This is a genomic window from Microbacterium sp. CIAB417 (assembly GCF_022788845.1).
The window spans coordinates 13,577-27,794 of sequence record NZ_JAHZUT010000004.1 but is presented as its reverse complement, the minus strand read 5'-3'; the positions used below and the strand labels follow the sequence as shown (position 1 = coordinate 27,794).

The window sequence follows — 14,218 nt, the reverse complement described above, 5'->3', positions numbered from 1 at the left end:
AAGGAGTAGCAATGTCGCCCTCACCCGTCTCGTTCCGCCGGCGGATCCTCGCCGGCGGGGCACTGCTCTCGGCCGCCGCGCTGACAGCCTCCCTCGCAGGGGGCCCGGCCGTCGCCGATGTCGAGAGCCCGCCCGTCGCCGTGGCCGACGGCCTCATCGACACGGCCGATCTCAACGCCCTGGGGCTGCCCCAGGCCGAGAACGCCGAGACCGTCACGATCTTCTCGCCCGGCGACGATGATCTGAAGTTCAACCACGGAACCGTTCTGACCTCGTTCCAAGGGCGGCTCTACGCGCAGTGGCAGAGTTCCGAACGCGACGAGGACGCGCCCGAGACGATCGTGCGCTACAGCGTGAGTGATGAGCACGGCGAGAACTGGTCCGATCCGATCGACCTGACCGCGCCGCGCACCGACGGCTACACGTCGAACGGAGGCTGGTGGACCGACGGCGAGACGCTCATCGCGTATCTCAACGTCTGGCCGTCCGCGCTGTCTCCCCGCGGCGGGTACACGTTGTACGTGTCCAGCACGGACGGCGTCACCTGGAGCGATCCTGCCCCCGTCACGGATACCCAGGGGCAGCCGGTGCTCGGCATCATCGAGCAGGACGTGAAGGCCCTCGACTCCGGGCGCATCCTCACGGCGTTCCACGTGCAGCCCGGCTTGCAGGTGAAACCGTACTACACCGACGATCCGCTCGGCGTCAGCGGGTGGACGCAGGGTGAGTTCGAGAACCAGCCCTATCTGCCGGACGAGATGTCGCGAGAGCTCGAACCCAGCTGGTACACGCAGGAGGACGGCGACGTCGTGATGACGTTCCGCGATCAGGGCGGCAGCAGCATGTTCAAGTTGGCGGCCGTCAGCGAGGACGACGGCGAGACCTGGTCGGAGTCCGTGGTCACGAACATTCCCGATTCGCGCACGAAGCAGAGCGCCGGCAACCTCCCGGACGGCACCGCGTATCTCGCCGGCAGCCTCACGGGGACCAAGACCCGGCACCCGCTCGTGCTCGTGCTGAGCGCCGACGGCGAGACCTTCACCGAGGGCGTCGTGCTCAGGGACTCGGCGGATCTGCAGCCCCTGCGGTACACCGGCAAGTCCAAGAACCTCGGCTACAGCTATCAGAAGAGCTTCGTCTGGGGCGAGCACCTGTACGTGTCCTACGGCACCAACAAGGAGGACGTGGAGTACACCCGGGTGCCGTTGGGCGACATCTCGCTGCGCGAGGTCCCCGCGCAGATCGAGCGGCCCGATGCCACGGGCGGGGGTCGCGAGATCGCGGTGCAGTGGTCGTCATCGGGCGCCGGGGACTCCCCGATCACCCGTTACGTGGTCGAAGCCGAATCGCGGTCGGGTGTCATCGTCACGACGACGGTCTCCGGCGACGACGTCGACGCCGTCCTCACCGGATTGCGGCCCGGTCGCTACCGGGTCGCGGTGACCGCCGTGAACGCGTTCGGCGAGGGTGAGACCTCGCCCTGGTCGCCGTGGGTGACCGTCACCGGAAAGCGCGACTGAGGCAACGGGGGCCCGGTCCGGCGGCCGAGCCGGGCCGGGCCCCGCACCTCTCACCCGCCCAACCCCTCCACCCGGAACCGGTAGGCGGCGCCGGGTCGGAACGGTTCGAAGATCTCGAAGTTCTCGTAGGCGGGGCCGCCGGGAATCGGCGAGGAGCTGGCCCAATACGACCAACGGGCGTTGACGAGGACCTCGAGATCGGGATGCGGGTCGTCCACGATCCATGTCTGCCGCGCCAGTTGCCCGACGAGATGCCAGTGCTCGGCGGTGTCCGGCGCGTACGTGACCGACCAGGGATCCTCTTCGTCGCCCACTGCGCTGACGACCGCGGCCGATCCGTCTCGTCGCAGTTCGGACAGCGGGAACCGCGCATGCGCGGCGAAGCCGGTTCCCGAGAAGCCCGGCCACAGGTCGGCGGGCGAGACGGACCGGTCGCCGAGCTCCAGCACCCGCAGCCTCGCCCAGTTGCCCATCGTGGCGGTGAGGACCAGGTGGCTGAGCGGCGCGGAGTCGGCCGTGGCGAAGCCGGCGACCTCGACCTCATGCGGCCGATCGGCGCGGAAGCGCACGCGCACCTCCACCTCGGCGCCGTCGTCGAACCGCTCGACGCCGATCCAGACCGTGAGGGTCTCGATCCCGTCGATCTCCGCCACGACGCCCCGAGGCTCGCCGGCGTCCCTGTGTTCCCCGGCGCCCGGGGCATCCATCGCCCACAGCCGCTTGCCGCGCTCACCCGGGTCGAGCGAGCTCGGCTCGAGCTCCGAGTAGCCGCGCGTTGTCGATCCCGAGACGATCGGCTCGATCGCGATGAAATTCACCAGTCGGTCCGGCGGGTGTCCGAGATACGGGGTGTACACGCGCAGCAGACCACGAGGGCCCGGAAGGGGCGGGAGCCCGATCTGCAGCCCGTCCCGGTGACCCCAGCGGGGGATCGAAGGACCGGTGTCGGCAGAGCGCAGCCATTGTGTTCGCATGTCCGACACCGTAGCTTTATGAAATCGATTTCGCTAGAGTGGCGCCTGATCGAGGAGGATCATGCGCCCTGCAAACCGCCGCATGCGCCGGGCCGCCGGCGTCTCAGCATCCGCCGTCCTGCTGCTCGCCATGACGGCCTGCACAGGCGACGGCGTCGTGACGGTCGACCTGGACCGGGACAAGCCGTTCCGGCTCGCCGGCGTCTCGGACGTGACCGAGGTCGCTCAGCTGACCGGGCCCGATGCGATCAATGACACGGCCGCCGTGTCGGTCGCCGGAACGGACCTCGGGTCGATGGTCAACCTCGGCGACCGGACCCTGTTCCTGTTCGGCGACACGTTCGGTGAACGCGATCCGGAGTCGATCGGAGGGCAGGGAGGGTTCTGGAGATCGAACGTCGCGGCCTGGTCCACCGACGAGGACCCGACCGACGGGATCACGTTCGACGGCTGGGTCGAGGACGAGCTGGGTCTGGCCGCAGCGCTCGTCGAGGGTGACCACGACGCGAACGGCGCCGGCGGCGAGGTCACGAAAATCCCGACCCACGGCTTCGCGGTCGGCGACAGCATCTATGTCGCCTACATGTCCGTCAGGCACTGGGGAGAGCCCGGTGCCTGGGAGACCAATCACTCGGCGCTGATCGTCTCGCGGGACGGCGGCGTCTCCTGGTCTCCGGTGCCGGACGTGCAGTGGCCGGGGGACTCCGGCTTCATCCAGTTCTCGGCCGTCGCCGTGCGCGACGGAGGTCGGGACTATGTGTACATCTGGGCGATCCCGGCGGGCCGGTTCGGAGGTGTGAGCCTGATGAGGGTTCCGGCGGTCGAGGCCGACGTCGAGGATCCCGGCGCCTACGAGTACTTCGCCGGACTCGACGGGCAGGCGCCGCGGTGGTCGTCCGTGCTCGCCGACGCGCAGCAGGTGGTCGAAGGGACGATCGGCGAGCACTCCGTGATGTGGTCGACGTATCTCGAGCGGTGGATCATGACCTACTCGGATGCCGGCTCGGCGTACATCCGCGAGGGTGCCACGCCCTGGGGTCCCTGGGGCGAGCCGATCGAGCTCGTCTCGCGGGACGACTATCCGGGGTTGTACTCGCCGTACCTGAATCCGAGATACGTCAGCGACGACGGTCGGACGATCCACTTCACGCTGTCGCTGTGGGGACCGTACAACGTGTTCTGGTTCTCTGCGGAGCTCGATCGCATGCCATGAAGGGTGTTGCGCTTGAAATCGATTTCGCTTACTCTGACGCTACCCGGTCGCCGCTGATCGATGTGTGCGCGGCCGTCACCCTCGGCTACCGCCGAACACAGCAAACGACTCGAGGACGAGTCGAGTTCCTGAGGAGGAACCCATGTTGAGAACGACACGCACTCGCCGGTTCGTCATCACCACTCTGGGGGCGGTGTCCGCCGTGGCGCTGCTGGCCGGTTGCGGCTCCAGCACGCCGGGCGAGTCCGCGGACGGGGGAGAGGAGGAGGGCGTCACGACGATCCAGTTCTGGCATCGCACCTTCACCCCCGTCGAGAACGAGTGGTACGAGAACATCGTCAAGCAGTTCAACGAGTCCCAGGACGAGGTGAAGGTCGTCGACACCGAGGTGCCGGCGGACGCCTGGGACCAGAAGATGAAGGCGGCCCAGGCTGCGGGCAAGGCGCCGGACATCTACACGCACCCCGGAAGCATCCAGGATGCCGTCAACGCCGGTCAGCTGCATGACCTGGATTCGGTGGTGTCGGAGGAGGCTCTCGGTGAGATCATCGACGCCGCGAAGCCGGTGTCCGAGATCGACGGCACCTTCTACGCGTATCCGCTGCTGCTCGAACCGCAGGCCGTCCTGTTCTGGAACAAGGACATGCTGGATGCCGCGGGAGTCGACTCCGAGAAGGGCCCCGAGACATGGGACGACCTGCTGGCGGCGTGCGAGAAGATCCAGCCGACGCTCGCCGACGGCCAGTACTGCATCTCGCCCGCGCAGGACGCCGCGACCTTCGCATGGTCGACCGTCGGCCAGCAGTACAACTTCGCCGGGCACACGGCGCTCACCGACGACTGGACCGCGCCGAACATCGACGATGACGGCTACCGCGAGCTGATGGCCAGCTACAAGACCCTCTGGGACGAGGGCTACATGCCCAAGCAGGCCCTCGCCGCGTACGTCGAGGGCAAGGACTTCGGCGAGGAGAAGGCGGCGTTCAAGGTGTCCGGCTCCTGGATGATGTCCGAACTCGGCTCCGACTTCCCCGACGTGCTCGCCAAGACCGGCATCGGGGCGTTCCCGGATGCCTCGGGCGGCGAGCGCACCGCGACCACGCTCGGCAACTTCAAATGGGTCATCGACGCGAAGAGCTCGAAGGCCGAGGCCGCCGGCGCCTTCCTGGAGTGGGCGATCGCGGGAGACCCGGAGAACCTCGTGCCGTTCTTCGTCGACACGCAGTTCACCAAGGTGCCCGTGCGTCAGTCCGTGCAGGACGCCGTCGCCGAGAGCGACGAGGCCGCCGACGCACCGTGGTCGAGCATCATCGTCGACGAGATCGCGCCGGACGCCATCCCCGAGCCGACCTACCCGTGGGACGTCTCCCTCGCGGTCGGCACCGCCATGGAATCCGTCATGAAGGGCTCCGCCTCGGTGGACGACGCGATCGCGACCGCGCAGTCCGCGATCCAGACCGTCATCGAGCGCGACGGCCTTCCGGACAAGGCGCCCGCCAACTGAGGTCGCACCCGTGCGGAGACCGGCCGAGCGTCGGTCTCCGCACGGGTGAGCGCCCTCGGCCACGAGAGAACGGTTGGACATGGCCACAGCAGCAGTCGATCGCAGGGCGATCAAGAAGCGTCAGGACGCCTACAGATACCGGGACGGGAAGGTCGCGTACCTCTTCCTGCTCCCCGTGATCGTCCTGCTCGGGATCTTCGTCATCTGGCCGGCGATCTACGCCGGATTCCTCTCCTTCCAGGACTGGAGCTTCTACAAGGAGCCGGAGTTCGTGGGATGGAAGAACTTCACGGACGTCCTGAGCGACCGCCTGTTCTGGGCGTCGGTCGGCCGCGGATTCGTGTTCGTCGCGATGACGGTCCCGCCGATGCTCGTGCTCGCGTTCCTCTTCGCGAGTCTCGTGGTCAGCGTCTCGCGGCGATTCGCCAGCATCCTGAAGGTGAGCATCTACGTCCCGACGATCATCTCCACGGTCATCACCTCGATCATCTTCGTCCTGATCTACGACTACTCCGGAGGCCTGCTGAACTGGCTGCTCGGCCGATTCGGGATCGATCCGATCGCGTGGATCGGCGACCCGGCCTGGGCTCTGCTGGCGATCGCGATCCCCGCCATCTGGTTGGGGATGGGGCTGACCTCGCTGATCATGGTCGCCGCCATGGTCGACATCCCGCAGGAGTTCTATGAGGCGGCCGCGATGGAGGGCGCGAACTGGTGGCAGAAGACGGCCTACATCACGCTGCCGCAGATGAAGAACATCCTCCTCTACCTGCTGATCACCGGCTTCGTGGCCGCCATCCAGCAATTCGAGCTGCCTCTGGTGATGACGAGCGGCGGTCCGTTGGACTCCACCACCCTGCCGAACCTGTTCATCTTCAACCACTTCCGCAACGACATCAACGTCGGGTACTCGATCGCTGCGGCACTGGTGATGTTCGTCGTGCTGGGGACCGTGTCCGCCATCGTGTTCAAGTTCGTCAACTCGGAAAGGCTGGTGGACTGACATGGCCGTCATGCAGGAGACCACGCGCATCGTCCTCGAAGGACGTGAACCCCGACGTGACCGGATGCCGCGCACGCCGGGGTCCTGGCTCACACTGGTCGCCAAGCTCATCGCCGGAGCGGTGTTCATCGTGGCGGCGCTCTTCCCGCTTGCCTGGATGGTGATCGCCGGCTTCAAGTCGAAGACCGAGGTCATCCAGACGCCGTTCCAGTTCTTCCCCGAAGTATGGCTGTGGGAGAACTACGTCCAGATCCTCGCCGACCCCACCTTCACGCTGACGATGGGGTGGACGTTCCTCGGAGCGATCCTGTTCACGCTGCTGAGCCTGACGGTGAACTCGCTGGCCGCCTACGCGTTCGCACGCCTCGACTTCCGGTTCAAGAGGACGCTGTGGGTCGCGGTCATCACGACCATGTTCATCCCCGGGATGACGATCCTGCTCACCAGCTTCATCGTCGTCACGCGCCTGTCGATGCTCGACACGCTCGCCGTGCTCGTGATCCCCGGGGCTGCGAGCGCGGCCACCGTGTTCTTCATCCGCCAGTTCTACCTGAACATCCCGGCGAGCCTCGAGGAGGCCGCCATGCTCGACGGCTGCGGGCGGGTGCAGATCTTCTTCCGGATCTTCCTGCCGCTGTCCAAGCCGCCCTTCGTGGTGATGGGGATCACGGCGTTCCTGGCCTACTGGAACTCGTACGTGTGGCCGATCATGACGATCACGACACCCGAGCGCTTCGTCGTGCAGCAGTACCTGGCGACGTTCCGCTCGGAACGCAGCACCGAGCTGGGGCTCCTCATGGCCGGGTCTGTGCTCGCAGCGGCGCCGGTGATCATCCTGTTCCTGATCTTCCAGCGGCAGATCATCGGCAACATCAAGATGGCCGGGCTGAAGTAGGAGGTTCGGATGCTGCTGTCCGTGAGCGGCGCGAGCGGCGTGGGGAAGTCCACCGTGCTCGCCGCGCTGCGGGAACGCGACTTCGGCGCGCCGGTCGTGGGCGTCGAGTTCGATTCGATCGGCGTTCCGGCCGACGCGGACACGTCCTGGCGGCACGGTGCGATCGAGCACTGGGTGCGGGTCGCGATCGATGCACAGGCCGAGGGGAAGCACGTGCTCCTGTGCGGTCAGGTGCCGCCGGGCGAACTGCTGGCGGCGCCGTCCGCGCCGCTCCTCGACGGCATCGCTGTGTGCGTGCTCACCGCATCGGCGGAGACGCAGCGGTCGCGTCTGATCGCCCGCGGCGAGGATGCAGAAGGGCTCCTCCACCACCTGCGGTTCGGCGCGTGGTTCGCGGCGCACGCGGCGGATCCGGCCCATCTGCCGGAGGTCATCCGCGTGCCGAGCGCCGTGCCGATGGTGTGGGAGCGGTGGGAGGGATGGGAGGCCGGAGACGAGCGCTGGCCGGTGACGATCCTCGACACGGATGCGCTCGGCGCCGAAGAGGTCGCGAACCGAGTGGAGAGCTGGGCACGCGACGCGCTCGTCGGTGCGGCTCGCGCGATCGATCGTCGCGGACGGGCTGGCCATCCTTCGTGAGCCGTGCTCAGACGGGGGGAGACCATCCTCGTCGTACGATCGCGCGATCGATCTCCTCGGGGGAGAGGACCTCGTCGATGACGCGGAGGGCGGCGCCGCGGGAGCCTGCGAGCGACCCGAGCGACGTCCCCACGAGCACGAGGTCCTGTGCGGACGCCGGGAGGGCATTGGCGTGCAGGCCTTCGCGGATCCCGGCGAACAGCACGGCACTCTCCGCCAGATACCCCCAGGCGGTGATCGCCGTCGGGTTGAGCAGGTTCACCACCGAAGCGAGCGTCTGACCGATGCGCATTCCTGCACTGCGCAGCGCATGAACCGCGTCAGGGTCGCCGTCGTCGGCCAGTCGGATCACGTCCCGCACATGTTCGACAGTTCGTCCGGCGGCCCGCAGATCGCGGACCAGCGCCTGGCCGCCCGCGACCGAATCCAGGCACCCGATACGACCGCAACTGCACGGCTGTACGGAGCCGTCGACCTTCATATGGCCGAGTTCCCCGGCAAGGCCCTTCGCGCCCCGCACGGGCTCACCGTTCACGACGATCGACGCGTTGATCAAGGTGCCGAGCTTCAGGCACACGAGCACTTCGGCATCGGGCCAGGAGAGTCGGTGCTCGGCGATCCCCAGCATGTTCACGTCCAGCTCGAGGAAGACCCGTACCCCGAATCGGCGCTGAAGGACCTCCTTCAGGTGCTCGGCATCCCACGGCTCTCTGGATTCGCGATCCGTCATTCCGGAGAGGTCGAGATCGCTCGGCATGCCGAGTCCGATCCCTGCCAGGTCGTCCGCCGAAGCTCCGTGGTCCTCGAGAAGAGCGAGGAACGACAGCATGAGCGCGTCCTGAACCCGCCGCGAGCCCAAAGCGACTCCGGTCTCGACGAACTGTTCGCGCAGAACGGTTCCGTCCAGCGATGTGAGCGCTGCACGGAACCCGGTCGCACCGATCTGTGCGGCGAGGACTACGCCGCCCGAGGGGTCGAAAGCGCTCGTCGCGGCGGGGCGGCCGCGCTGACCGGGCAGGGGCTCGATCCGCCGGATCAGACCCCACTGCTCCAGATACTCGAGCCTCTGAATGATGGTGGACCGAGCGACGTCCATGGCCTGCGCGAGTTGGGAGACGGTCTGCGTCCCCTGGCGGATCATCGACAGGACCTGGCCCGTGCCGTCGACTTGCGCAGCTGTGGCAGACGGGCGCACCGGTCGACCCTTCGTCATCGTTGTCCATCCCTTCGGTGTCCCGATCGTACTCACAGCACGAAGACGATGAGCTCTCAGCTTAACGAAGTTGCCCAACATAAATATGTTGACGATCAACATAATGTGACATAGCCTGATCGCGGGCGATCCGGCCCGACGTAACGGTCACATCCCGATGCAAGGGGGCATCATGTTTTCCTCACGCAGACTCACTCGAACCGTGGCAGTCGCCGCGATCGCCGGCCTGGCCGTCGTCGCCAGCGGTTGCGCGATCCAAGAGGGCGGCGGTGGCGGCGAGACCACGTTGACCTTCTGGAACTACTACAGCGGTACCCAGCTCGACTGGCTCAAGGAGCAGGCGGCCACTTTCGAAGACGAGCATCCCGGCGTGACCGTCAACCTCGTCCAGACCGTCGGCAGTCAGCACGATCAGAAGCTGCTCGCCAGCGTCGCCACCGACTCGACGCCGGACCTGTTCATCAACAACATCGTCGTCGACTTCCCCACGCTCGTGGCAGGCGGCGTGATGCTCGACCTCACGGATTACTGGGACGACTTCGACGCGGCATCCGAGTTCCCGGACAACGCCGCCTGGCGCAGTGACGACAAGGTCTACAACCTCATGTCGTACACCAACCTGCTCGGGATGTACTACAACAAGGACATCCTCGACGAGTACGGGATCGCCGTCCCCGAGACGCTCGACGAGCTCACCGCAGCAATGGAGACGGTGGCAGCAGGCGGCGAGTACCAGGGGGTGGCGCTCTCGGGCGCGGCATCGGTCGAAGGCGCGTGGCTGTTCGCTCCGCAGTTCCTCGGTCTCGGCGTGGACTACTGCAACCTCGCCGACAACGCCGACATCGTCGGCGGCGCCTTCGACCGCGTGGCCCAGTGGCGTGAGGAGGGCCTGCTTCCGCAGGCGGCGGCGACCTGGGACCAGAACGCCTCGTGGCAGCAGTTCATGACAGGCAAGTACGCGTTCGGGCTGAACGGCAACTGGCAGCTCGGCAACGTCAAGGATGCCGCGTTCGAGTACGGCACCACCCAGTTCCCGGCTCCCGAGGGCGGCGTCAGCCAGGTGTTTCCGGGCGGCGAGGGATTCGCCATCGGATCGAAGAGCAAGAATCCCGATCTGGCTTGGGAGTTCGTCGAGCAGATGATCATGTCGCAGCAGGGCGGCGAGAGCGTCTTCGAGTTCGCCGGCTCCATCCCGCTGAACTCGGGCGCTGCCGGGTCCGAGGCCGTCGCCGCGGACCCGTTCGTGCAGCCGTTCGTCACCGCGGCGCAGGCGACCGCGAACTGGCCCAACAACCCCGAGACCTCCGCGATGCAGAAGGCGCTCGGTACGGCGGTCAGCTCGGTGATCTCGGGTCAGAGCACGGCCGCCGAGGCGACGGATGCCGCGATCGACGACATCTCGGCCGCGATGGAGAAGGGTGGTGGCACCTGCTCATGAGCGGTGACACGACTGCGGCGGTGGTCCTGGGTCAGCAGGGCCGCCGTGGCTACCACGGACGATCGCGCGGACGGTTCGGGGCGCTCGGGTTCGGGCTCCCCGCGGCCGTCCTGCTCGTCGCCCTCGCGCTCTACCCGATGGTCGTGCTGTTCCGGATGTCGTTCAGCGACGTCGGGCCCAGCAACATCATCGGGGAGTGGGACTGGGTGGGCGGCGCGAACTTCGCGGCAACGCTGCAGGACCCCTCCTTCTGGGACGCCCTGTGGCGCACCCTCCTGCTGAGCGCGATCCTTCTGGTCTCGAACCTGCTGCTCGGGTTCATCGCGGCGACGATCCTGGCCTCATCCGGTCGGCTGACCGCCATAACCCTCAGCATCATGGTCTTCGTCTGGGCGCTGCCCGCCCTGGTCAGCGGCAGCGTCTGGAAGTTCATGCTGGACGACTCCGGCTCCGTCAACGCGGTCCTGGGGGCGCTCGGGCTCGGCGCCGTGCCGTGGCTCAGCTCGCCGACGCTCGCCCTGTGGTCGGTCGCGGGGGTGATCGCCTGGTCCGCCCTGCCGTTCTCCGCGCTGATCCTGCGCGGCGGACTGCTCGCCATCTCGGCCGACGTCCTCGAAGCCGCCGCGATCGACGGCGCGGGCTTCTGGCGCACGCAGGCACGCATCGTCATGCCGTTGCTGCGCCCCACGATGTGGATCCTTGGGATCCTCACCCTGATCAACTCCTTCAAGACCTTCGACTTCTTCTACGTCATGACATCCGGCGGCCCGGGCACCGCCACCAACACCCTGCCGGTCATGGCCTACCTGCAGGCGTTCAGCGCCTTCGACATGAGCACGGGCGCGACCGTCGCCGTGCTGTCGATGATCATCGTTGTGGCCTTCGCCGTCCCCTACGTCCGCGGAATCCAAAAGGAGGAAGACGAATGATCATCAGCCGGACCCAGCGTGTGAGCTTCGCCATCCTCAAAGTCGTGCTCATCCTGCTCTACCTGATCCCTTTGCTCTGGATCGTCCTGACGTCCCTGAAGGACAACGCGGCCATCCTGCAGGACCCGAACGGGCTGCTGTTCATCCCGACGTTCGACGCGTACACGGAGCTGTTCTCGACGAGCCTGGGCGCCATCGTGACGTCCGTGCAGATCGCGGTCCTGGTCACGGCGGCCGTGGTCATCCTGGCCGTTCCCGCCGCGTACGCCCTCGCGAAGCGCGCGAACATCTGGGTGGCGCGCACGATCGCGATCGTCCTGGCCGTGCTGTTGATCCTGCAGATGATCCCGCAGCCGATGACGGTGATCCCGCTGTACAGCGTCCTGGCGAACTGGGGACTGCTGGGATCCCTCGGCGGACTCATCCTCGCCGACATCGCGATGATGCTGCCGTTCGCGATCATGATTCTGCGCCCGTTCGCGCAGTCCGTCCCGCGTGCCATCTACGAGGCGGCCGAGATCGACGGCGCCGGCACGTGGCGCACCTTCCGGTCGATCACGGTGCCGATGATGGGCAACGGCATCTTCACGCTGATGAGCGTGGTGTTCATCGGGGCATGGGGAGAGTTCGTCTACGCGATCAATTTCCTTCCGCAGGGCACTGTCCTGCCGGTGAGCGGTCTGCTCGCGTCGCAGAACACCACCTACGCCGCCAATTGGAACAGCCTGATGGCATTGGCCGTGATCACGTCCCTGCCGCTGCTGATCGTGTTCATCGTCTCGCAGAAGCAGTTGATCAACGGCCTGACGCTCGGGGCAGTGAAATGACCGCCCCCGCCGTCCACCTCGTCGGCGCGCTGGACACGAAGGGCGTCGAGTACGGTTTCCTGCGCGACCGCCTGCGAGCGGCAGGGCTGCCGGTCATCCTCGTGGACACTGGGGTGCTCGATCGCCCGCAGCTCGAGGCGGAGGTCGACAGAACCGCGGTCGCGGATGCCGGCGGGGAGCTGCTTGGCGACCTGCAGGATCGCCCGGATCGCAACCACGCCATGCAAGTGATGGCTGCCGGCGCCGCTCGGATCGTCTCCGATCGCCACGCGCGGGGCCTGGTCTCCGCGGTGCTCGCGATCGGCGGGTCGAACGCCGGCTTCGTGATGAGTCGCGTCGCCGGCGCCCTGCCGATCGGAGTGCCTAAGCTCCTGGTGTCGACGATCGTCGCCGGTGACACGCGTCCGTACGTCGGTACCTCGGATCTGATGATGATGTACCCCGTCGTCGACATCGCCGGTCTCAACTCCGTGAGCATCCCGGTCCTGGCACGTGCGGCGGACGCCCTCATCGGCATCCTGCAGGCAGTCCCCGTGCCGCCGCGCGACGGCCGAATCCCCGTGATCGGCGCCACGATGTTCGGCGTCACGACCGGCTGCGTCAACGCTGTGCAGGAGAAGCTCGAAGCGGACGGCGCCGAAGTGCAGGTGTTCCATGCCACCGGCACTGGCGGCCGCAGCTTCGAGGCGCTGATCCGCGCCGGGGCCTTCGACGCCGTCGCCGACCTCACCACCACCGAGCTCGCCGACGAGCTGCTCGGCGGCGTCTGCTCGGCGGGACCTGATCGGCTCACGGCAGCCGCGCTCGTCGGCATCCCGCAGATCGTGAGCCCCGGCGCCATGGACATGGCAAACTTCGGCGCGCGCGGCACAGTGCCGGCGTGGTTCGCTGATCGCCTGCTGCTCGAGCACAATCCATCCGTGACGCTGATGCGCACGAGCGCGGAGGAGAACGCCGTCCTCGGCAGGACCATGGCGGAGCGCCTGAACGCCGCCGCGGGGCCGGTCGAGGTGCACATCCCCGCCCTGGGCTTCTCGCAGATCGCCGTCGAGGGGGCGCCGTTTCATGACCCCGTGGCGGACGCTGCTTTCATCGACGGCCTGCGGGGCGCTCTCTCGCCCACCATCCCCGTGGTCATCCACGACCTCGACATCAACGCCCCGGCCTTCGCCGCAGCGGTGCATTCGGCACTGCAGGGCATCCGCACACCCCACAAGAAAGGCTGACGCCATGCCCGCACGTACACAGATCCTCGCCTCGATGCGCCAGAAGATCCAGGAGGGCCGCCCGATCATCGGCGGCGGGGCCGGAACAGGGCTCTCTGCGAAGTGCTCGCAGGAGGCGGGACTCGACTTCATCGTCGTCTACAACTCGGGCCGCTACCGGATGGCCGGGCGCAGCTCGATGGCGGGGCTGATGCCCTACGGCGACGCCAACGCGATCGTCATGGAAATGGGCGCCGAAGTCCTCCCCGTCGCGACTGAGATCCCCGTCGTCGCGGGCGTTTGCGGCACGGACCCGTTCCGCCTGATGCCGCAGTTCCTCGACCAGGTGAAGGCCGCCGGATTCTCCGGTGTTCAGAACTATCCGACGGTCTGCCTGTTCGACGGCATCATCCGTGCCAATCTCGAGGAGACCGGTCTCGGGTTCTACAAGGAGGTCGAGCTGATCCGCCTCGCGCACGAGCGTGAGCTCTTCACGGCCAGCTACGTGGCCAATCCCGAGGAGGCCGCGGCGATGGCGGCGGCCGGAGCGGACGTCGTCGTCCCCCACATGGGCCTGACGACGGCCGGAATGATCGGCGCGCAGACGGCGCTGACGATGGACGAGTGCAAGGAGAAGATCGCGATCCTGCGCGACGCCGCCAGGGCCGAGAACCCCGACGTCATCGTGGTCGCGCACGGCGGCCCGATCTACGGCCCGGACGAGGCCGCCGAGATCATCCGGACCGTTCCCGGCGTCCAGGGCTTCCTGGGGGCGTCCAGCATGGAGCGCATGCCCACCGAGGTCGCCATGGTCGATCACATGCGTTCGTACACCCGCATCCCGCTGTCGGCCTGACA

At 67.2% G+C, this 14,218-nt stretch carries 13 protein-coding genes; 11 read left to right on the top strand and 2 right to left on the bottom strand.

Going from position 1 to position 14,218, the window contains the following annotated elements; all coding sequences use genetic code 11:
• The first annotated feature begins 11 nt into the window (after nucleotides 1-11).
• Complete coding sequence (locus KYX17_RS17535) at nucleotides 12-1,520, top strand: exo-alpha-sialidase (RefSeq protein ID WP_243228249.1); 1,509 nt, start codon at nucleotides 12-14, stop codon at nucleotides 1,518-1,520.
• 50 nt (nucleotides 1,521-1,570) lie between these two features.
• Here KYX17_RS17535 and KYX17_RS17530 read toward each other — a convergent pair whose 3' ends face one another.
• Nucleotides 1,571-2,494: a hypothetical protein gene (locus KYX17_RS17530; RefSeq protein ID WP_243228248.1), complete on the bottom strand. Its 924-nt coding sequence runs from the start codon at nucleotides 2,492-2,494 to the stop codon at nucleotides 1,571-1,573.
• A gap of 61 nt (nucleotides 2,495-2,555) precedes the next feature.
• On the opposite strand from KYX17_RS17530, the gene KYX17_RS17525 reads away from it, so the two are divergent.
• The 5 genes from KYX17_RS17525 (at nucleotide 2,556) to KYX17_RS17505 (ending at nucleotide 7,748) form a co-directional block, all read left to right on the top strand.
• A complete protein-coding gene (locus KYX17_RS17525; RefSeq protein ID WP_243228247.1) occupies nucleotides 2,556-3,707 on the top strand; it encodes a DUF4185 domain-containing protein in 1,152 nt (383 codons plus the stop codon).
• A 142-nt stretch (nucleotides 3,708-3,849) separates the two neighbouring features.
• Entirely contained in the window at nucleotides 3,850-5,211 is a 1,362-nt protein-coding gene (locus KYX17_RS17520) for an ABC transporter substrate-binding protein (protein WP_243228246.1), read from the top strand.
• A gap of 79 nt (nucleotides 5,212-5,290) precedes the next feature.
• A complete protein-coding gene (locus KYX17_RS17515; RefSeq protein WP_243228245.1) occupies nucleotides 5,291-6,214 on the top strand; it encodes a carbohydrate ABC transporter permease in 924 nt (307 codons plus the stop codon).
• A 1-nt stretch (nucleotide 6,215) separates the two neighbouring features.
• Complete coding sequence (locus KYX17_RS17510) at nucleotides 6,216-7,109, top strand: carbohydrate ABC transporter permease (RefSeq protein WP_243228244.1); 894 nt, start codon at nucleotides 6,216-6,218, stop codon at nucleotides 7,107-7,109.
• Between the two features lie 9 nt (nucleotides 7,110-7,118).
• Nucleotides 7,119-7,748 (top strand): hypothetical protein, encoded by a 630-nt coding sequence (locus KYX17_RS17505; RefSeq protein WP_243228243.1) that lies wholly within the window; start codon nucleotides 7,119-7,121, stop codon nucleotides 7,746-7,748.
• Between the two features lie 7 nt (nucleotides 7,749-7,755).
• Here KYX17_RS17505 and KYX17_RS17500 read toward each other — a convergent pair whose 3' ends face one another.
• Nucleotides 7,756-8,943 (bottom strand): ROK family transcriptional regulator, encoded by a 1,188-nt coding sequence (locus KYX17_RS17500; protein WP_243228242.1) that lies wholly within the window; start codon nucleotides 8,941-8,943, stop codon nucleotides 7,756-7,758.
• Nucleotides 8,944-9,163: 220 nt separating this feature from the next.
• Here KYX17_RS17500 and KYX17_RS17495 point away from each other — a divergent pair, with 220 nt between their 5' ends.
• From KYX17_RS17495 to KYX17_RS17475, 5 genes are read left to right on the top strand one after another with little or no spacing between them, the layout of a single operon-like run.
• The gene (locus tag KYX17_RS17495; RefSeq protein ID WP_243228241.1) at nucleotides 9,164-10,399 is read left to right on the top strand and encodes a sugar ABC transporter substrate-binding protein; all 1,236 of its coding nucleotides are present in this window, start codon (nucleotides 9,164-9,166) and stop codon (nucleotides 10,397-10,399) included.
• Entirely contained in the window at nucleotides 10,396-11,328 is a 933-nt protein-coding gene (locus KYX17_RS17490) for a carbohydrate ABC transporter permease (RefSeq protein WP_243228240.1), read from the top strand. The genes KYX17_RS17495 and KYX17_RS17490 overlap by 4 nt, the downstream gene beginning before the upstream one ends.
• Nucleotides 11,325-12,155, top strand: a complete 831-nt coding sequence (locus KYX17_RS17485; protein WP_243228239.1) for a carbohydrate ABC transporter permease — start codon at nucleotides 11,325-11,327, stop codon at nucleotides 12,153-12,155. The genes KYX17_RS17490 and KYX17_RS17485 overlap by 4 nt, the downstream gene beginning before the upstream one ends.
• Nucleotides 12,152-13,381 (top strand): Tm-1-like ATP-binding domain-containing protein, encoded by a 1,230-nt coding sequence (locus tag KYX17_RS17480; RefSeq protein WP_243228238.1) that lies wholly within the window; start codon nucleotides 12,152-12,154, stop codon nucleotides 13,379-13,381. Before KYX17_RS17485 ends, KYX17_RS17480 begins: the two co-directional genes overlap by 4 nt.
• A 4-nt stretch (nucleotides 13,382-13,385) precedes the next feature.
• Nucleotides 13,386-14,216, top strand: coding sequence for a phosphoenolpyruvate hydrolase family protein (locus KYX17_RS17475; protein WP_243228237.1), 831 nt, complete (start codon nucleotides 13,386-13,388; stop codon nucleotides 14,214-14,216).
• Nucleotides 14,217-14,218: the final 2 nt, after the last annotated feature.